Source organism: Shewanella sp. 4_MG-2023, assembly GCF_030548015.1.
In the GTDB taxonomy this organism is placed as follows: domain Bacteria; phylum Pseudomonadota; class Gammaproteobacteria; order Enterobacterales; family Shewanellaceae; genus Shewanella.
Genome location: NZ_JAUORL010000003.1, coordinates 82,223 through 100,309 on the forward strand (window position 1 = coordinate 82,223; position 18,087 = coordinate 100,309).

Genomic DNA, 18,087 nt, shown 5'->3' on the forward strand with positions numbered 1-18,087 from the left:
TCCAGAAATGGTGGGTGAAGAGTTTAGACAAGCTTTGATGGGCTGCGCTGATGAAGCAAGTGCAGTCAATTCAGCTGCTAATAACCAGCCTGATACTCAAAGTGTTGAAGTTATGCAGGCTGGCAATGCCAGTTTAACTGTGGGCGATATTAATGTTCATGATGTGGTTAAGCGGGCCATTGATTTAAATGACTATAGTTATTTATTAGAGAAAGTCCCTTATACCCAATTTATCGGGATGAGTGTTGATCGCTTTGGTGATGAAATGGTATTTAAGCTGCCAACTAAAGATGACAACATTGGTAATCCTATTCTGCCAGCCATACATGGCGGGGTTATTGCTGGATTTATGGAAATGTCGGCGATTGTGCAGTTAATGGTATTTATGCAAGCTAAGAAAGTGCCAAAAATTATCGATTTTTCAATTGATTATTTACGTGCGGGTTTACATCAAGATACGTTTGCTGAATGTAAAATTACTCGTCAAGGACGCCGAGTTGCTAATGTTAGCATTAATTGCTGGCAGAAAAATCGTAAGCAGCTAATTGCTACTGCGAGAGCGCATTTCTTGCTTGATCAGTAGAAGTAACACACAGTTGATGCATAGATGAGCAAGCTGTTTGACACTGAGCCGACCATTTATTTTTAATACTTAAAAAAAGGAATTAATGATGACATTAAGAGTAATAATGATATCGCTAGCGTTAATGCTATCAGCTTGTGCTAATCATACCGCGGGAGTCATGGTTAGCTCTAATAGCGAAGTGAGAGTTGATAATAACTCTTTTGCGAGAAAAGTCGCTGTTGAGCAAGTCAATGTCAGAACGCAAGCGGATTTATTGCAAGGTTCTGCATTAATCATTAGCAAGGTGTCAACGGATTTAAGGCTGCAATATAAGTTTACTTGGTTTGATGTTGGTGGCTTTACCATTGAAGATGAAGCAAGCAGCTGGAAGTCATTAAAGCTACATGGCAAACAACAAATGCAGGTTAGCGCCGTTGCCCCTAATGCCAATGCAAGCCGTTTTGAAGTATATGTAAGAGAAGCATTCTCTAACTAAGTGTATCTTTTAAAATATAAAACACGCTTAATTGCGTGTTTTTTGTTTTATAGGCTTAGCTAATCATAAAAATATCTATGTGATAATTTTTTGTACTTAAATAGTTAATAAAAAGTGCCTGTTAGTGCTGTTGCACAGATGAAGGATAGTTTATAATCCGCCGCGCCAAGGGGTGTTTATCGTGTTGATAAACTGAGATGTCTAAAGACAAACCCTTAGAACCTGATCCGGCTCATACCGGCGTAGGAATAGGCTGCATGCTTTGCCGTAAATGTTAGTCATTAACTCAGTCATAAACCAAGTCGTAAACGAAAAACGACACCAATTTAATAACTGATAATTGTAATGACAGTCATGGATGCACATAACTAATTCACTATGCTTGCCGGATCTCAAAATTATAATTTGAGGTCCTATGTCTGTAATAAAATCTAAATCGCCACTAGCGATTGCCATTCTTGCCGTTTTATCCACTTCCGTTGTCGCTCAAACAGAAAATGTTGAACGCGTGGCGCCCGCTGCTGAAAAAATGGAAGTCATAGTGGTTAACGCTGACTTTAGTAATATAGCGCTAGAAAAAGTGCCATCCAGTGTTACCGTCATCGATAGCCAACAATTGCAAGATGAGGGCGCTCAACATTTTGAAGATGTATTAAACTCTATTGCTAATTTTAACTGGTCTGGCGGCAGCTCTCGGCCAAAGTATTTCCAAATTCGTGGTGTGGGTGAGCAAGAAGAATATCAAGGCGCGCCAAATTCTTCTGTTGGCTTCATTGTTGATGATATCGATTTATCTGGGATCGGCATGGTGTCGAGCATGTACGATATACAACAGGTTGAAGTTCTTCGTGGCCCACAAGGTACACAATATGGCGCCAATGCGTTAGCGGGTCTTATATACCTTAAAAGTAACGATCCCACCGATGTGTTTGAACATGGCGCACAAGTCTCTCTTGGTGACGATGACTTACAAACCTTCTCCGGTTTTAGCTCTGGCCCAATAACTGACTCTGGTAAGCTACTTTATCGGGTGTCTTTAGAGCAGCATTCACAAAATGGCTACCGCGACAATACTTACCTTGAACGTGAAGATACCAATGGCCGTGATGAATTCACTGCCCGTGCTAAATTGCGTTGGTATGCTGCAGATGATGTGCAACTGGATTTAACCTTTTTACATGCTAATTTTGATAATGGCTATGATGCCTGGACGTTAGATAATAATGGCTTTGAAACTATTACCGATAAGCCTGGTGTTGATGCGCAAAAGACCACTGGTGCTGGCTTAAAAGCCACATTCAGCAGTTTTGAAAAGTTCGAACTCACCTCGTTAACTTCATTTGCACAAACCGATCATCACCATAATTATGACGGCGATTGGGCCAACCCTGATTACTGGGATTCGAAACAATGCAGCATTTATGATAATGACTGGAACGTGATTGGGACTGAGCCATGTGTTTATGATTACACCTGGGATAAACAGGGTGAGCGTAAAACCGTGTCACAGGAACTTCGTATCAGCTCAAACGAAGCTGGCCGAATTTTTAACGATTCGACTGATTGGTTAATGGGCTTATATGGCATGAACCTTCAAGAGGATAATGACTTATATTCTGAATACAATGGCTGGCCAGATGAAGTGCTGCAATCGGAGTATGAAGCGACCAACTATGCTATTTTTGCGCAAACAGATACCCAGTTTGGCAATGGCTATGTCTTTTCTGCAGGGGTGCGTTTAGAGCGCCGAGAAAGCGAATATTCAGACAGTAATGGTGATGAGTTCTCGCCTAGTGAAAACATGTGGGGTGGTCACTTAGCGATTTCTAAAAGCTTAAATCAAGATCACAATGCGTATTTTAGAATTGCCCGCGGCTACAAAGCGGGTGGTTTTAATATGACATTACCAGCAGAACTTGCTGACAAGAAAGATTACGATACTGAAATCCTATACAACTATGAGTTAGGCCTTAAATCAACATGGCTAGACGGTGCAGTTGCGACCAATATGGCGCTGTTTTACATGGACCGTCAAAATCAACAAGTTTCTGCATCACAGCAATATTATGATCCTATTACAGATACTAGGCCTTTTGCTTTATATATTGAGAATGCCGGTAGTGCTAAAAACTATGGTGCAGAAGCTGACTTTAAATACTATGCCACGAGTAACATTCAATTTTATGGCAGTGTAGGTTGGTTAGAAACTGAATACGGTGATTATCAATACAATGATACAAATGGCATTATTGTTGACTTAAGCGGCCGAGAGCAAGCCCATGCACCTAACTTCACTTATAGCGCGGGAATGAGTTACGTCAGCGATTCAGGCTGGTTTACCAATTTAAATGCTAGCGGTAAAAGTGATTTTTACTACTCTGATAGTAACGAATCAAAGTCAGACGCTTATACTATTTTCAATGCTCGAGTGGGTTATGAAACACAAATGTGGTCAGCGTATTTATGGGGCCGCAACTTATTTGACGAGCAATATGGCACCAGAGGCTTCTACTTTGGTAATGAACCAGACTTAGATTGGGCCGATAAGCAATATGTACGTTTCGGCGATCCACGTCAGCTAGGTATTACCTTAAACGTCAAGTTTATGTAGCTTGGCTGCAAACTATGTTAATTAAAGGGGGCTGTTAACCTGTTGGGTTACAGTTGATTTATTTAATAATAACAATACTTAACACTAAATTGCCGTCATGTTTTGAAAAGTTTTTTACCTTAAACTTTGATAGACTATGACGGTATTTTTATCACGATTAAGGAATTTCCATGAAATTGACTGCCGAAATCAGCATGTATCCATTTAATGAAAACTATTTAGACCCGATAAAGTGGTTTATTGGCCGAGTAGATAGCTACCCTAATATTGAACGTAAAACCAATGCGATGGCGACTCAGGTGTGCGGTGAATACGCAGATGTGATGGCCATGCTAGCAACCGAAATGGAAGCGGCCCATCAAAAATGGGGCAAAGCAGTATTTGTATGTAAATTTATTGGTGGCGAGCTTGATTTAAGCCACACCGAATAACCTGTAAATTCATCATAGTAATGAAATAGTAGCCAACGTTATGTTATCTGAGATCGTTCAATCAATACAAATTGCCATTACTGAAGTGTCTGTAATGACAGGCTGGGAAGCTGTTGCAGTGATTCTGGCAATTGCGTATTTGATATTAGCCATGAAAACCAATATTTGGTGTTGGGCGGCAGCCTTTGCCAGTACTGCCATATACACAGTGCTGTTTTGGAATGTGTCATTGTTGATGGAATCAGTGCTAAATGTATATTACATGGCGATGGCGATTTATGGCTTTTGGCTGTGGCGCTATGGTGCTGACAGTCGTCATCAAACTGAACTGCCAATTATTAGTTGGTCTCTAAACAAACACTTAGTGATTATTGCCGTTACTAGTGGTGTATCCTTGATTGTGGGCTACTTAATGGCCACAAATACAAGTGCTTCGTTTCCATATCTTGATGCATTAACAACCTGTTTTGCGGTGATGACTACTTATCTAGTGGCGAAAAAGGTAATAGAAAATTGGTATTACTGGATGGTGATTAATTCGCTATCAATTTACTTATACCTTCAAAAAGGTTTAATGCTAACTTCTGGTTTACTTATCCTGTATTTATTTATGGCTGTCAGCGGTTACTTTATGTGGCGTAAAAAAATGCTGCAAAATCATGCACCAGATGATGCAGCCTTAGCAAGCTAATGGCTATTTAGATAATGAGTCACTTTAACCCATGGCAATGGCTACCTTCGGATATTAAACGCCAATTACCGAATATATTAGCCGATGAGATCGAAGCAGATTGTCATGGGGTTAAAGTGTTATCTGATGGATTAAGTAACCAAAACTTCCATATAGCCTTAAGTGATAGCGATTGGGTATTACGGGTTAATCAAGATAATGCCCCGTGGTGTGAACGAGACAACGAAGTGAGCAGTTGGCGCTTGGTTGAAGCCATTAATCGGGCGCCTAAATTAATTTGGCTTAGTGATGATAAACGCTTTTACCTAAGTCAGTTTATACCTGAAAATAATCACTTATGGTCAAATTATGTCGCCGAGTTTAGTTTTTATGATAACAAGCGCCCACAGCAGTCGGTGTTTGCGGCGCTAGACCCTGTTGCTCACCTACTGGGGTTATTAACCCCGCTATCAAAATTACCTTTGCCGACGAAACAAATTACCATGACTCAGCAATGGCAAGTTTATGTAAACTCATTATCTGACTTAGGCAACTCAATTGCTGATGCAAGCGTCGCAAACAAAGGCGATGCTGATGAAACTCAGGCGTTAGTGACATGGCAGCAGCTTTATCGAAAATTAACCAATAAATATGCCCAAATGGCTATTTGGCTTGAACAACTAGAAACCTGCGTGATTTCGCCGCAGTTCTGTCACCGAGATTTGTCGCCGTATAATTTACTGTTTGATGGTAAACAACTTAAGTGTATTGATTTTGAATATTGCGCTGCCAGTCATCCGCTGTTTGATTTAGTCGCCGTGGTGGTGACGCATCAATTAACTCAAGAGCAAGTAAAACAACTGACGGAAAAATATCTACAACATCAGCTGAATTTGACTTATGATTGTACTGACTACCTTGCTGAAATGGCTCATTGCTTTTGGCTATTTGCCGCAGCTTGGGCTTTAATGATGGCAGCTAACCAGCAATTATCTCCTCAGCAATATTTTAACTTATTCAACAAATACCTATCTTTAGTGCCATAAGGCTATTATTCTTAACTTATGCTGTTTGTAGGGGAGAATGACCGTTGAAAAAGCCATTAATTCCAATATTACTTGTTATCTTTTTAGCAGGATGTTCCACCAAATTTAGTTACTTCTTTCTCGACTGGGCCATTGAGTGGCGCGTTGATGAATATGTAGAATTAGATAAATCTCAACAAGCTCAATTTGATAAGCTGCTAGATAAGTTTTTGCTTTGGCATCAACAGCAAGAATTGGCTCGCTATAGCGAGCAGCTGCAGCAACTTTCCGACAATATTAATAAACACACGCTCACCATTGAAATTTGGGAGCAACAAGTTACTGCAGCTAAAGCCCATTGGTTTCGTGTTTTTGAATTTTTACTACCCGATTTACTACCTATTATTACTAGCTTAAGCGATCAACAAGTTAAATCTATTATTACTCAGCTTAAACTTGATAATGATGAATTAAATGCCAAGTATGCAGGAAAAAACCAACTAGAATTAGTCGCCGATGCCAACAAAAGAACCATCAATCGGGTTGATGATTGGTTAGGAAGCACCACAGCAGAACAAGAAGTGTTAATTAAAGCGTTTAATCAACAGCGTTTAGCAACCCTTGATATGTGGCTAGAGTATCGACTTGAATGGTTACGTCAGTTTGAAACTGCGCTGAGTCAACGAGATGATACAGCCTTACTTGAGCAGAGAATGCGGTTATTAATGACCCAGCCAGATGAATTAAAATCGGCAATCTATCAGCAAAATGCAGATAGAAATACTCGATTGTTTGGTCAGTTAATGATTGAAATTAATCACAGTTTATCTAGCAAGCAGCGCCGTCATTTAAACAAAAAAATAGTCACGTTAATTGAGGATTTACAAGATCTGTCTGACGATGTGGAGCGTTAATTTATAGCTGATGTAAATAGATGAAATAAAACTTGTTATTCCAAGGTCTAATGATGTAATTATCGCAGCAAGGTTAAGGAATTATCATGGTGAACCTATATCAGCAATTTTTAAGTTTATTAAGGCACATTGAAGGCATAGCACCACTGGCTTTGCGACTTTATTTAGCCCCAGTATTAATGCAAGCAGGTTATAACAAGTTATCTAATTTTAGTGACACAGCGGCTTGGTTTGGTAATCCTGATTGGGGTTTAGGTATACCTATGCCTGAAGTCATGACCGCATTAGCTGCCGGCACCGAATTATTTGGCGGAGCGCTACTGCTGATAGGCTTAGCTACACGTTTAGTGGCCATCCCTATGATGGTAACCATGTTAGTTGCGGCGTTTGCGGTGCACATTAATAATGGCTGGTTGGCCATTGCTGATGCCAGTTCCTGGCTTGCTAACGATAATGTCACCGCTTCTGCTGAAAAGCTTGCTGCGGCTAAAGCACTTTTACAGCAACATGGTAATTACGAATGGCTCACAAGCTCAGGCAACTTTGTTATTTTAAATAATGGTATTGAGTTTGCCATAACCTATTTCATCATGTTGCTTGCGCTGTTATTTATGGGCGGAGGCCGATATACCAGCGTGGATCACTTTATTGCCAAGCGTGCTAGCTAGCGATTAATAACCTCATCTAACAATTTATCATGACATGTAAAAATCCCACTTTAATGTGGGATTTTTGTTAATATTCTTGAGAGATTAATTATCGGCGTGGACATGTGTCTGCGCAATGAAAAGACAGGGATTTTGCAATTGGACGCTTCAGAATTATTACTTACTCGCCAGTCAACACCTCGTTTAACAACGCCTGCGCCGAATGAACAACAATTGGACTTCATTCTTAATGCTGCTGCCAGAGTGCCAGATCACGGCGCTTTAACCCCTTGGGAATTTATTATCGCCACTGATGCAGGGTTAGAGACCTTAGCAGAGATATTTGTTACGGCGGCTAAGTCTAAAGGGGCGGATGAAACCTTTTTAACCAAAGTGAAAGGGATGCCACACCGAGCGCCAATGGTCATTACTGTCGTCGCCAAAAGTCAGTCACATCCTAAAGTGCCATTATTAGAGCAGCAGTTAGCCGCGGGCTGCGCCACCATGGCAATGCAACAAGCAGCGTTTTCTTTAGGATTGGGCGCAGTTTGGCGTACTGGTGACTTTGCTTTTAACGCGATGGTTAATCAAGGTTTGGGTATTGCCGCTGAAGATCAAATCGTGGGCTTTTTGTATATCGGCACCCCTGCGGTTAAAGCGCCGCTTAAACCGTTAAAACCAGGCCGACAATTCGCTCGATATTTATAACCTGTTTCTATGAAGTGGGCTTATCAACTTAATTGCTGAGCTCGAGAACAGTGCTAATTATAAAGGCGATCAAAAGCGTTAATAAAAATATAGTGACTCCAGTTGTGGAATCACTATATTTAATATTTTTAAATAAAAATGTTTGAGTTACCTAGGTCGGTGACTTTGCTCGTTATAATTAAATGTCTTAGTCGCTTGGGTCTAATGCATCTAACGGCAGCAAGTTCTGATATAAGTAATAGCCTAACGGGCCTAAAAATAGGCTTATTGTTCCCCATAGATAACGTTTAACGTTATCTATCTTTGCTGCTGTGTTAATCGCGCGGTAGCAAAACATAATATGCAATACGATTAACAGTGGTATGAGCACAAGCACCAAATCCATTTGTTCCATGTCTACATCCTTGGTCACTGCATGAGAGGATTACCTAAGCTTAATCCTATTTTGGAGATTAGCTGCTTAATCACTATAAAATCCATCTTATAGTTGACTTAACATAGCGCATTTACAGTACTTTTATCAATCATATATATGAATAACTATACAAAAGATTGATCTGTTGTTGCTAATATAAGCAGTTAGTAATATATCGACGCTATTTGAGGTAATGTTGCTGGGTTAAATCATCTAACCAGAGAGAGTGTTTTTTCATAACCATTTTAAATAAATCACTTTCTAGATGGATTTTGAGCCATTGTTTTACATTTTTATATGGGCTTTGCTGGAACCAGAGCTTATTAACATGTGCAAATTGTCTTACAAACGGAAAAATAGCGTAGTCAGCCATCGAGGGTGAGTCTGACAGCAGTTGTTTATTATCAGACAGCTTTTCTTCTAAAATTTCAATGAATTCACAGGCTTTAATGCGGTAATACTCTTCAGGATACTCAAGGTGTCTATCAGCATACTTGTATTTGTCTAGCCAAGGTTTAAATTGAAAATCATTCAATTCAATCAGATCAATTGCTGCTTTATCGGTTATAGAGCAGACTAAGCTTACATAAGCACTGTTGCATAAATATTCAGTATCAGCACAAGAATAATGACTTAATAAATACTTGAAGATATCAATGCTTTCGTCTAATACTTTAGGATGATTAATTTGCGGATCATTCAGTACTAATACTGGTACTGTGCCTTTTGGCGACAGCTTTAGCATTTCTGCAGGTTTATTACGTAACTCAATTTCTCTTAATTCAGGATTTAACGAACTTAAATGCAAGCCTATACGCGCTCTCATCGCATAAGGGCAGCGCCTGAAGGTATAAAGAATAGCGGAAGACATATATAACTAGACCTTGTTATCGTGAAGTAAACAATGAGTGAGCTTATTCTATGTTTTTTATCTGTGGGTGTGTGAACTTTTTGCTTAGGTTGTCGGTTGGTTTTGCGGGTTTGTTGAAACATATGTGTTTACTGACACGAACTGAAGACGCTGCATTACGCCTAGCTATGGTTGTGTGATTAAGTTACAATTTCGCGCCATAATTTGAGGTTGATCACTCTTTTGTGCTTATTTGTCCTTAATCGTTATTAATTGCACTGGAAATTAAGTTCCAGCTAGCGGAGATATTCATGTCACAAGTTGTCGTTTGCGCGTTATATAAGTTTGTTGCTTTACCGCATTTTGAATCAATAAAAGCGCCATTATTAGCCCATATGGAGCAACAAGAAATTAAAGGCACTTTATTACTGGCCAGTGAAGGTATTAACGGCACAGTAGCAGGCTCGCAACAAAGTATTGATAGCCTGTTAGCCTGGTTGGCGTCACAAGATGGCTTAAATGAAATTGTGTATAAATTATCCTTTGACGACAACATGCCATTTTACCGCACCAAAGTGAAACTCAAGAAAGAAATTGTCACTATGGGGGTTGAAGGGATTGATCCAAGGGAAGTGGTAGGGACATACGTTAAACCAAAAGATTGGAACAAACTGATCTCAGATCCTGAGGTGTTATTAGTCGATACCCGTAACGATTATGAAGTACAAATCGGCACCTTCAAAAATGCAGTTAACCCTGTAACTGAAACCTTCAGAGAGTTTCCTCAATACGTCAAAGAAAACCTCGATCCAACTAAGCACAAAAAAGTCGCCATGTTCTGTACCGGTGGCATTCGCTGTGAAAAATCCACCGCTTACCTTAAAGAGCAGGGTTTTGATGAGGTGTATCACCTTGAAGGCGGGATTTTAAAATACCTTGAAGAAGTGAACCAAGAGCAAAGCCTGTGGCAAGGTGAGTGTTTTGTATTTGATAATCGGGTGGCGGTAAATCATGATTTAGATAAAGGTATTTACGATCAATGTAATGCTTGCCGCATGCCAATCACACAAGAAGAAATGCAGACCCCAGCTTTTGTTCAAGGCGTCAGTTGTCCACACTGTATCGATAAAATTTCAGATGAGCAGCGTCAACGTTTTATTGAACGTGAAAGACAGGTTCAACTGGCTAAACAGCGTGGCGAAGCCCATATAGGTAGTGACGTTAAACAAGTTATTCAGCAAAGACGTCAACATAAAGAAAGCGTGAAGCTAGCCCAAAATGAAGCTAAATAATTAGAGTCACTAAAGGTCGATTAAGCCAGTTTGATGAAAGCATCCATTGTCATGTGGGTGCTTTTTTGTATTGATTTTAGCTTTTTGAGGCCGATGTTATTTTTACTGTGCCTAAACAAGTCATTATTATAAATGAAACAGGTTGCTGGATTTAGCAGCGAAAGATTTGTTATTGCTAAAGTGAATAACAAATCTTAATCAGCTTATGTTATTTTTAGCATTGATCTAGAAATATAAAGTTGGAAGTTAATGTTTATTGGTTTTGATTACGGCAGTGCAAACTGCTCAGTGGGTATCGAGCAAGATGGTCAGGTGACACTTATTCCGATTAATGGTGATAGTTGTTTCTTATCTTCAACCTTATATGCCATGGATAGAGAACTTATCGCTGAAGCTGTTTATCACCGCATTGCGGATGAGTTAAAACCACAATATGGCCACTTGCGTTCATCGCAATTAAGCCGCGCCAGACAAGTCCGCCATGAGTTGGATATTTACCCAGACGAGCAAGTGGTATTTGTTGGTCCAGAAGCAATTGAAGCCTATTTGGAATTACCCGATGAAGGTTTTTACGTCCGGTCACCAAAATCATTTTTAGGCGCTAGTGGTTTAAGGGTCGATCAAGTGGCGTTATTTGAAGATATTGTCACCTTAATGATGCTTGAAGTGATGTCTCGGGCTAAAGCAGTAATTAAAGAGCCGATCACCAAAGCTGTCATTGGCCGACCTGTTAACTTTCAAGGTGTTGGCGGTGAGGAAAGTAATCAGCAAGCACAAGCTATTTTAGAAACAGCGGCTAAAAGAGCAGGCTTTGAACAAGTAAGCTTTTTATTTGAACCTATGGCTGCTGCGATGGATTATGAAGCGTCAATGACGTCCCACAAAACCGTACTAGTGGTTGATGTTGGCGGCGGCACCACCGATTGCTCTATGGTAAAAATGGGCCCAGAGTTACAACATAAAACCGATCGTAGTGATGATGTGCTTGGCCATAGTGGTCAGCGTGTTGGCGGTAACGATCTTGATATTGCCGTTGCCATGAACTGTTTTATGCCGCATTTAGGCCTAGGCTCTACATTAAAAAATAACCTTACAGTACCGCGACAACCATTTTGGAATGGCGTTGCTGTTAATGACATTAGTGCTCAGCGAGAATTTGGCTCTATTGCGACGGCTAAATTAATTGACGAACTCATTAAAGATGCCGAGCAACCAGCGCTTCTTAAACGACTTAAATCATTACGCTTGCATCAAATGAGCTATCAATTTGTTCGTCAAGCAGAGCAGTGCAAAATTGGCCTGTCACAGCAGACAGACTTTGATACAGATTTATCCTTTATTGAAGCGAACTTTGAGATTAATGTGGTACTAGAAGCTTTTGAAGCTGCAGTTCAGCAACCTGTTAGCAAATTAATCACTATTATGAAGCAAGCTGTTGAGTCAGCAAGCGCCGAGCCTGATGTGGTTTATGTCACTGGCGGCACCGCAAAAAGTCCGGTGATCCACCATTGTATTTCAAGCCAATTTAGTGAAGCAGAAATTATTGTCGGCGACCATTTTGGCAGTGTAACCAGTGGTTTAGTGCGTTGGGCGGGTAAAGTTTTTCAGCACTAATTTTTTAGCTGTGATTTAACTGTAAGCATTTAAGCATAAGCCAGTTACAACAGGTGTTATTAATCGTGTTGTAGCCAGTAAGGATAAACATCAATATGGTTCGAGCAATGATTCAAAACACGCCGGTAAATAAAATAACTGCAATGGCATTAGTGCTAGGGACTAGCTTATTAACCATGAGTTGCAGTGACGATGTTGGCAAGGTGAGTTTAGGGATGTTTACCACCAAAGACATTAAACTTAATAAGATGGTTGACCCACTAGTACCTGGGGTAACTTGTCATGTTGCCAGTATCGAAGCGGATTTAAGCTTTTCAGATCCATCCGATTCATCTATTTCATGTCGTCAAACCGGTGAAATTACCTCGCAAATGATCGACACTATTGATAAGTCGGCATCAGGTGAGATTGTATTTAAAAAGTCTAAAAGTATTTTCTTTAAAACCATGAAAATCAGACGTATTTTAGATGCAGAAAATCAAACTCTGATGTATGTGTCTTATTCGACCAAGGAAACATCGGGTAGTTACAAACACAGCTTATCGACGGTGCCATTATGGGGCACTAAAGCTTATCAACAGCCACAAGCGGCGTACTAGTTTTTAAGCTAACTCACACGATTATTAGCATGAGGAGGGTAAATGGATTGTCCTTATTGTAAACAACAGCTTCATGTTGACGCACTAAAGTGTTGCCATTGCTTAGAATATCTATCTGATCATATTTGTCCAGATTGCCACAGTAGCTTGCCTAAAGATGCTGTGGTGTGCCGCCATTGTCATTATCGATTCAGCCAAATTTCAATCAGTGCGACTGAATTAACCATGGCATTTAAAGCCGAATTATTGGCATCGGTTTTATTTCGATTTAGATTGTTACCCCAAGAAATCGAAACTGATGTGGATAAAATTTGCATCAATGCACCGGGGCTATTTCGTTTGTGGAATAACACCGATGAAGTCCCGTGGAATAAAGTTGCCGGATTTAATTATCGCAGCGGCATTATTTGGGACCGCATCGAAATTGAAACCCGCGGTCAAAAGCCCAGTGTCATTTTGGGCTTGTCAAAGCACAATAGTGAGCAGTTACGAAAATTACTGCAATCTATTGTTAATGCTAATTAATTTTCTACTCGTCACATTATTATTAAGCGTGTTCAGATAATAATGTGACGGGGTTAAAGTGAAAATTGACAAGCCTCTCCATCCATAAGCAATGTTTTAAATTGCCGCTAAAAATGCATCCTTTAAACTGTCGTCTCTACTTCAGGGTGATTTACAGCATCATGTTGCTCTGCTCTACGTAGCATTAGCGCAATCACTTTAGAACACACTAAAGCCACTGCGACCATCACTACCGCCATGATAGTTAACATTTGAAAATAGTCACCATACATGTTTTGGGCGATGTCTTGGGTCAAGACTTGTCCTTTTTCAAGGGCAATATGAGTTGATAGCACCGCGCCCACAATCCCACTTAAAGCGATTCCCACTGAAAATAGGCTAACAGAAAAGTTTTCAATATGTGCGGGGGCAACAGACAAAATAAATGCCACTACCATTGAGCCGACAATCACTTCAGCAAGCGCTTGAAAAAAGTGCACTGCAAAAAAGACTTCAGGTCTAATGGTGACATCTGGGCCGATGTTTGAGATGAAATAGGTTAATATCCCAAATGCGATAGCTGTCATCACAAACGCCACCGACACCTTGGTTGCAGTCGACAGGTTAATGCCTTTTTTCTCTAAGGCAGAAAAAGCCATGGCGACCACAGGACCGCCAACCATACACCAGAGTGGGTTCATCGCCATTGCCGCTTCTGGTTGCAGTGGAATAAAGCCAAACAAATTGCCGCTCAGGGTATTAATGGCAACAATGTTCATTGATGTCATCATTTGTCCGTAATACACGAAAAAGCAGGTCGTTAAAAAAGTGGCAATTAAAATGGTGCCCATTCTAAGTTTTTCTGCGTGACCTACCTGAAACATCAAAGCAATGAAGTAACCAATTGCCATTAAGCCAATGGCATAAACGATATTTTGTCCAATTTCCATATTTGAGAACATGAAAAACACTAGGCCAACCATGGCGAAAGAAATAACAGCAAAGCCAAACCAGGCTTTAATTGATAGTGATTTTTGATCGATAGGTTTTCCTAAAGCTGAAAAAGGCTTTTTGAGCACCACAAGAACGAATAGGGCAACAGCTGCCAATATGGCAGAAAGCATGAAACCGCCAGTAAAACCAATATACAGAATTAACATCGGGAACAAATACTGCCCAGCAAAGGCGCCAATATTATTGACCGAGTAATTGATTGGGAAACCTTGTTCAAACTCTTTTTGAGAGTTAAATGTTCTTCTATAAAGGCTCGGGTAAGATGGCGACATTAACCCGCGGCCATAACTAGCGAGTGCTATACCAGCCATTGCGGTAGGGACATGTAATGAGGATGCGCCCACGACCAGTAGAATATAACCGGTAACAAATGCAGCATAACTAATGGTGAGTGAGCGATAAGCACCGAGTAATTTATCGGCGATAAAACCGCCTGCAATAGCAAATAATGGCCCGATAGCGGCGAATGCGCCGACAACCATCATGGTCTCGGATTCACCGTAATTGAGTTCTTCTAGAAAAAAGCGCGTAAGGCTGACGAGCACGCCATAAAAAGATAAGCCAAAAAGCATTTGGCAGACCATCATCGACTTGTTGAGTTTATTCCACATTTTTTAGGCCCTGATATTTGTATGTCGCTAACGACAATTGCCCACGAGCACTGTGACTCATGAGAGAAAGGTCGTTGTTCACACCTTGATTGCAGCAAGGGAATTGAGGGAAATTAGCAATTGTTTGATGAACTTCTGAATCGCTTATGTAGGACGCGACCCTACAAAAAGGGCTAAGGATTTTGATGCTGACGATCCAAAGTGATTGGCTTAAAATAGCGTATAGGTTGATTAATTCAGCAGTGACGCCATGGGGGCATTATAAAACAGTCACATAAGCTATTTTCATTGAGATATTTACTGACGATAAATCAGCTTGATGCCATAAAGCCGCACAGCAGAGAGCCCCTAGGGTATTGAAGCAAGCTTAGATATTTGTTTGATTAAATTAATAGGCTTTACACGTCTGGATGATTTTTCAGCGCATTTTGCACCAGTAAATAGGCGCGCCAGTAATTAAATATGCCACCTAGAAAGAACAGGATACTGCCCAGCATATATTGCCAAGCAAGAAAGTTGAGAATAAGCAGGTGATCATTTGGCGATTCAAAAGCCCACAGATAAGGGATAGAGGCCATACCATAAAGCACAGAGCCGACAATAAAGGTGATTGCGGTTAGGTTCATCAATTGCAGTAATTGCACAGATTCAGCCTTGATAATCAGTAACACATTGGCTGCAGCGCCAAGCACAAACAATGTGCTGCCAATGATAAACAACCAAGTGCCGAGGATCAGATCATCAACCGCAGGGAAATAAGATATTCGGCCAAAAACAAAACATAGGGTACCCAGCAGATAACTGATACCTGCAAAATATTCTAATTTTAAATCAATCCCGTGGGATGACTGGCTTTTCCAATGTCGCCTGATCTCAGCCATATCGTGAATATTAACCGCTAAGTAAATCAGCGAAGCTGCAAGAAAAAACCAACCGCCAATATGGGCATATTCAGCCCGACTAGGGAAAAAAAAGAAACTGCCAATAACAAAAAGAATACCACCGACTTTATAAGCTATCGCATTAATGGTTTCCCAGCGAAACTGTGCTCTAAGTTCTTTCTTATTTGCAGTTAAATTAAGAATACGTCGACGATTTGAAAATATATGCGGCATGTAAGTTTTGTCTCGGTTCTGGGGGGAAGAGGTTTCTTAAGTTAGTTTTGCTCATAATCTACAAGTACATCAATAAATGTGTTTTACTGACGTTTGTTTAACCTAGGTGCCTAAGCGTCTAAATTAACGCTTCGATTTAAAAATTCTGCTACAACTGCCAAAGGATGATAAACCACAGCTGTGAATAAGTGAAATATTCAACTCCACATCAGCCTAATTATAATCGCTAGTTACATTTATTGTTAAAACGAGTTGTCGCGACAAGAGTTGGCGGTTTGGATACAAGAAACCCTTGATAAATGGATAAAACTGGATTGATGTTCGTATTATGCACAATCAAGGTGTCCTAGCAGAGGATGATTGGCACTTAATCGCTTGGAGTAATGCCTTAACTTATAGTCCAATATTTTCAGAAAATATAGTAGATAAATTTTCGCAAATTAGTAGTGAAACCTTTCTAATCATCGGCACTAGGGATAGAACAGGCCCTGGCCGAGGTTGGTTAAAAAAAGGTGTTAATAGAAAACTTGGAGATGACCAAAACCTTGGCAAACAAGCTCAGGCAATGATTAAAGGTTCAAGCCTTATTGAGTTGGAAGGTTTAGGTCACATGCCAAAATATGAAAATTATAAAGCTTTTCATGCGGCATTTACTCAAGTGATTGATGAATAGTTTACTTTGTTAATTAGGGTGACTTATCTATTTTAGCCATTCAAAACATTAAAAAGGCCGAACATATTACACTGTTCGGCCTTTTTATTATCGATTATTTGTGTTGTTGATAAGCTCTAAATCAGGGCTTAGCGCTTAGATTCAACCTCGTTATAACGCTCAAATGCTGCGGTTAAGTCGGCTATAAGATCATCGGGATCTTCAAGGCCAATATGTAGGCGAATAAGCGGCTTGCTGGTGTCCCATGTGGTGGCAGTTCTAATTTTATCAATGCCAAAGACACCGAGAATTAAACTTTCATAACCACCCCAAGAAAAGCCCATTTTGAAGTGACGCATGTTTTCTACAAAAGCGGTCACAGAGGCTAAGTTGCCTTGTTTGAGTACGAATGAGAATAAGCCATTACCGCCACTGAAATCTCGCTGGTAAAACTCATGGCCCGGACAAGTTTCAAACCCAGGGTGGCGCAGGTGGTCTACTTCAGGTCTGGAGGCTAACCAATTAGCGACCTTTAAGGCATTTTTGTCATGTTGGGCCATTCTGACGCCTAAGGTGCGTAAACCTCTTGCGGCAAGATAAACATCATCTGGTGAAGTAGTTTGACCCATGATGTAACTGTTTTCACGCAGTTGTTCCCAGCAGGCTTCATTAGCGGTTGCTGTGCCCATCATCACATCAGAGTGACCAACAATGTATTTAGTGGCAGCTTGAATTGAAATATCAACGCCCATCTCAAATGGACGACAATTGATAGGCGAAGCCCAAGTGTTATCGAGCATGACGACCATATCATGTTCGTGTGCGATACGACTTAAAGTGGGAACATCTTGAATTTCCATGGTGATAGAGCCTGGTGATTCAAGGAATAACACCTTGGTGTTGGGTTTAATCAGCGCTTTAATCCCTTCACCAATTAACGGATCGTAATAGGTGGTTTCAATGCCAAAGCCAGCTAACAGCTTATTACATAAATCGCGGGTAGGTTCGTAAGCATTATCAACCATTAATAAATGGTCACCACTTTTTAAAAATGACAGTAACGCGCTGCTTATTGCTCCCGCACCTGACGGATACAAGGCGGTACCTACGCCACCTTCAAGTTCACTGATGGCTTGCTGAAATGAAAAATGCGTTGGGGTGCCACGGCGACCATAAAACATTTCGCCATTGGTTTTATTTTTAATGGCAAAACGCATGTCATCCATGGTGTCAAACACTACGGTTGAGGCGCGAAACACCGGTGGGTTAATAATCCCTTTGGTGTATTTTTTGTCTCTGCCGACACTGACGATTTGCGTGGCTAATTTGTCTTGCTGATTGCTCATAGATTCAT

19 protein-coding genes and 1 riboswitch are annotated in these 18,087 nt (G+C 40.5%); of the genes, 14 read left to right on the top strand and 5 right to left on the bottom strand.

Annotated elements, in window-relative coordinates:
* Positions 1–112 precede the first annotated feature (112 nt).
* From Q4546_RS19180 to Q4546_RS02330, 9 genes are all read left to right on the top strand, one after another.
* Positions 113–583: a PaaI family thioesterase gene (locus tag Q4546_RS19180; RefSeq protein ID WP_347230783.1), complete on the top strand. Its 471-nt coding sequence runs from the start codon at positions 113–115 to the stop codon at positions 581–583.
* 88 nt (positions 584–671) lie between these two features.
* Positions 672–1,061: a YcfL family protein gene (locus tag Q4546_RS02295; protein WP_102531778.1), complete on the top strand. Its 390-nt coding sequence runs from the start codon at positions 672–674 to the stop codon at positions 1,059–1,061.
* A 158-nt stretch (positions 1,062–1,219) separates the two neighbouring features.
* Positions 1,220–1,328: riboswitch (TPP riboswitch) on the top strand.
* Positions 1,329–1,476: 148 nt separating this feature from the next.
* Entirely contained in the window at positions 1,477–3,672 is a 2,196-nt protein-coding gene (locus tag Q4546_RS02300) for a TonB-dependent receptor (protein ID WP_303445610.1), read from the top strand.
* Between the two features lie 170 nt (positions 3,673–3,842).
* Positions 3,843–4,103, top strand: a complete 261-nt coding sequence (locus Q4546_RS02305; protein ID WP_076536145.1) for a hypothetical protein — start codon at positions 3,843–3,845, stop codon at positions 4,101–4,103.
* A gap of 40 nt (positions 4,104–4,143) precedes the next feature.
* Entirely contained in the window at positions 4,144–4,794 is a 651-nt protein-coding gene (gene pnuC, locus Q4546_RS02310; protein ID WP_102439594.1) for a nicotinamide riboside transporter PnuC, read from the top strand.
* A 14-nt stretch (positions 4,795–4,808) separates the two neighbouring features.
* Positions 4,809–5,819, top strand: a complete 1,011-nt coding sequence (locus Q4546_RS02315; RefSeq protein ID WP_303445611.1) for a phosphotransferase — start codon at positions 4,809–4,811, stop codon at positions 5,817–5,819.
* A gap of 44 nt (positions 5,820–5,863) precedes the next feature.
* Positions 5,864–6,712: a DUF6279 family lipoprotein gene (locus Q4546_RS02320; protein WP_102531781.1), complete on the top strand. Its 849-nt coding sequence runs from the start codon at positions 5,864–5,866 to the stop codon at positions 6,710–6,712.
* Positions 6,713–6,792: 80 nt separating this feature from the next.
* Positions 6,793–7,380: a DoxX family protein gene (locus Q4546_RS02325; RefSeq protein ID WP_102476402.1), complete on the top strand. Its 588-nt coding sequence runs from the start codon at positions 6,793–6,795 to the stop codon at positions 7,378–7,380.
* Positions 7,381–7,518: 138 nt separating this feature from the next.
* Positions 7,519–8,067 (top strand): NAD(P)H nitroreductase, encoded by a 549-nt coding sequence (locus Q4546_RS02330; protein WP_102439615.1) that lies wholly within the window; start codon positions 7,519–7,521, stop codon positions 8,065–8,067.
* 187 nt (positions 8,068–8,254) lie between these two features.
* Here the strand turns inward: Q4546_RS02330 and Q4546_RS02335 are convergent, their stop codons facing one another.
* Both Q4546_RS02335 and Q4546_RS02340 read right to left on the bottom strand, forming a co-directional pair.
* Complete coding sequence (locus tag Q4546_RS02335; RefSeq protein ID WP_076536156.1) at positions 8,255–8,461, bottom strand: hypothetical protein; 207 nt, start codon at positions 8,459–8,461, stop codon at positions 8,255–8,257.
* Between the two features lie 202 nt (positions 8,462–8,663).
* Positions 8,664–9,353, bottom strand: coding sequence for a glutathione S-transferase (locus Q4546_RS02340; protein WP_303445612.1), 690 nt, complete (start codon positions 9,351–9,353; stop codon positions 8,664–8,666).
* A 290-nt stretch (positions 9,354–9,643) separates the two neighbouring features.
* Here Q4546_RS02340 and Q4546_RS02345 point away from each other — a divergent pair, with 290 nt between their 5' ends.
* From Q4546_RS02345 to Q4546_RS02360, 4 genes are all read left to right on the top strand, one after another.
* Complete coding sequence (locus Q4546_RS02345) at positions 9,644–10,624, top strand: rhodanese-related sulfurtransferase (RefSeq protein ID WP_102439599.1); 981 nt, start codon at positions 9,644–9,646, stop codon at positions 10,622–10,624.
* A 249-nt stretch (positions 10,625–10,873) separates the two neighbouring features.
* Positions 10,874–12,238: a molecular chaperone gene (yegD, locus tag Q4546_RS02350; protein ID WP_303445613.1), complete on the top strand. Its 1,365-nt coding sequence runs from the start codon at positions 10,874–10,876 to the stop codon at positions 12,236–12,238.
* 143 nt (positions 12,239–12,381) lie between these two features.
* Positions 12,382–12,837 carry a CreA family protein gene (locus Q4546_RS02355; protein ID WP_303445646.1) on the top strand — a complete coding sequence of 152 codons (456 nt, stop codon included), beginning with the start codon at positions 12,382–12,384 and terminating at the stop codon, positions 12,835–12,837.
* 42 nt (positions 12,838–12,879) lie between these two features.
* Entirely contained in the window at positions 12,880–13,362 is a 483-nt protein-coding gene (locus Q4546_RS02360; RefSeq protein WP_102439601.1) for a zinc ribbon domain-containing protein, read from the top strand.
* Positions 13,363–13,484: 122 nt separating this feature from the next.
* Here Q4546_RS02360 and Q4546_RS02365 read toward each other — a convergent pair whose 3' ends face one another.
* Entirely contained in the window at positions 13,485–14,966 is a 1,482-nt protein-coding gene (locus tag Q4546_RS02365; RefSeq protein WP_303445614.1) for a peptide MFS transporter, read from the bottom strand.
* Between the two features lie 398 nt (positions 14,967–15,364).
* Positions 15,365–16,081, bottom strand: coding sequence for a YrhK family protein (locus tag Q4546_RS02370; protein WP_303445615.1), 717 nt, complete (start codon positions 16,079–16,081; stop codon positions 15,365–15,367).
* Between the two features lie 328 nt (positions 16,082–16,409).
* Between Q4546_RS02370 and Q4546_RS02375 the strand changes: the two genes are divergently transcribed.
* Entirely contained in the window at positions 16,410–16,754 is a 345-nt protein-coding gene (locus tag Q4546_RS02375; RefSeq protein ID WP_303445616.1) for a hypothetical protein, read from the top strand.
* Between the two features lie 128 nt (positions 16,755–16,882).
* On the opposite strand, the gene Q4546_RS02380 is transcribed toward Q4546_RS02375, so the two are convergent.
* Entirely contained in the window at positions 16,883–18,079 is a 1,197-nt protein-coding gene (locus tag Q4546_RS02380) for a cystathionine beta-lyase (protein ID WP_102439604.1), read from the bottom strand.
* Positions 18,080–18,087: the final 8 nt, after the last annotated feature.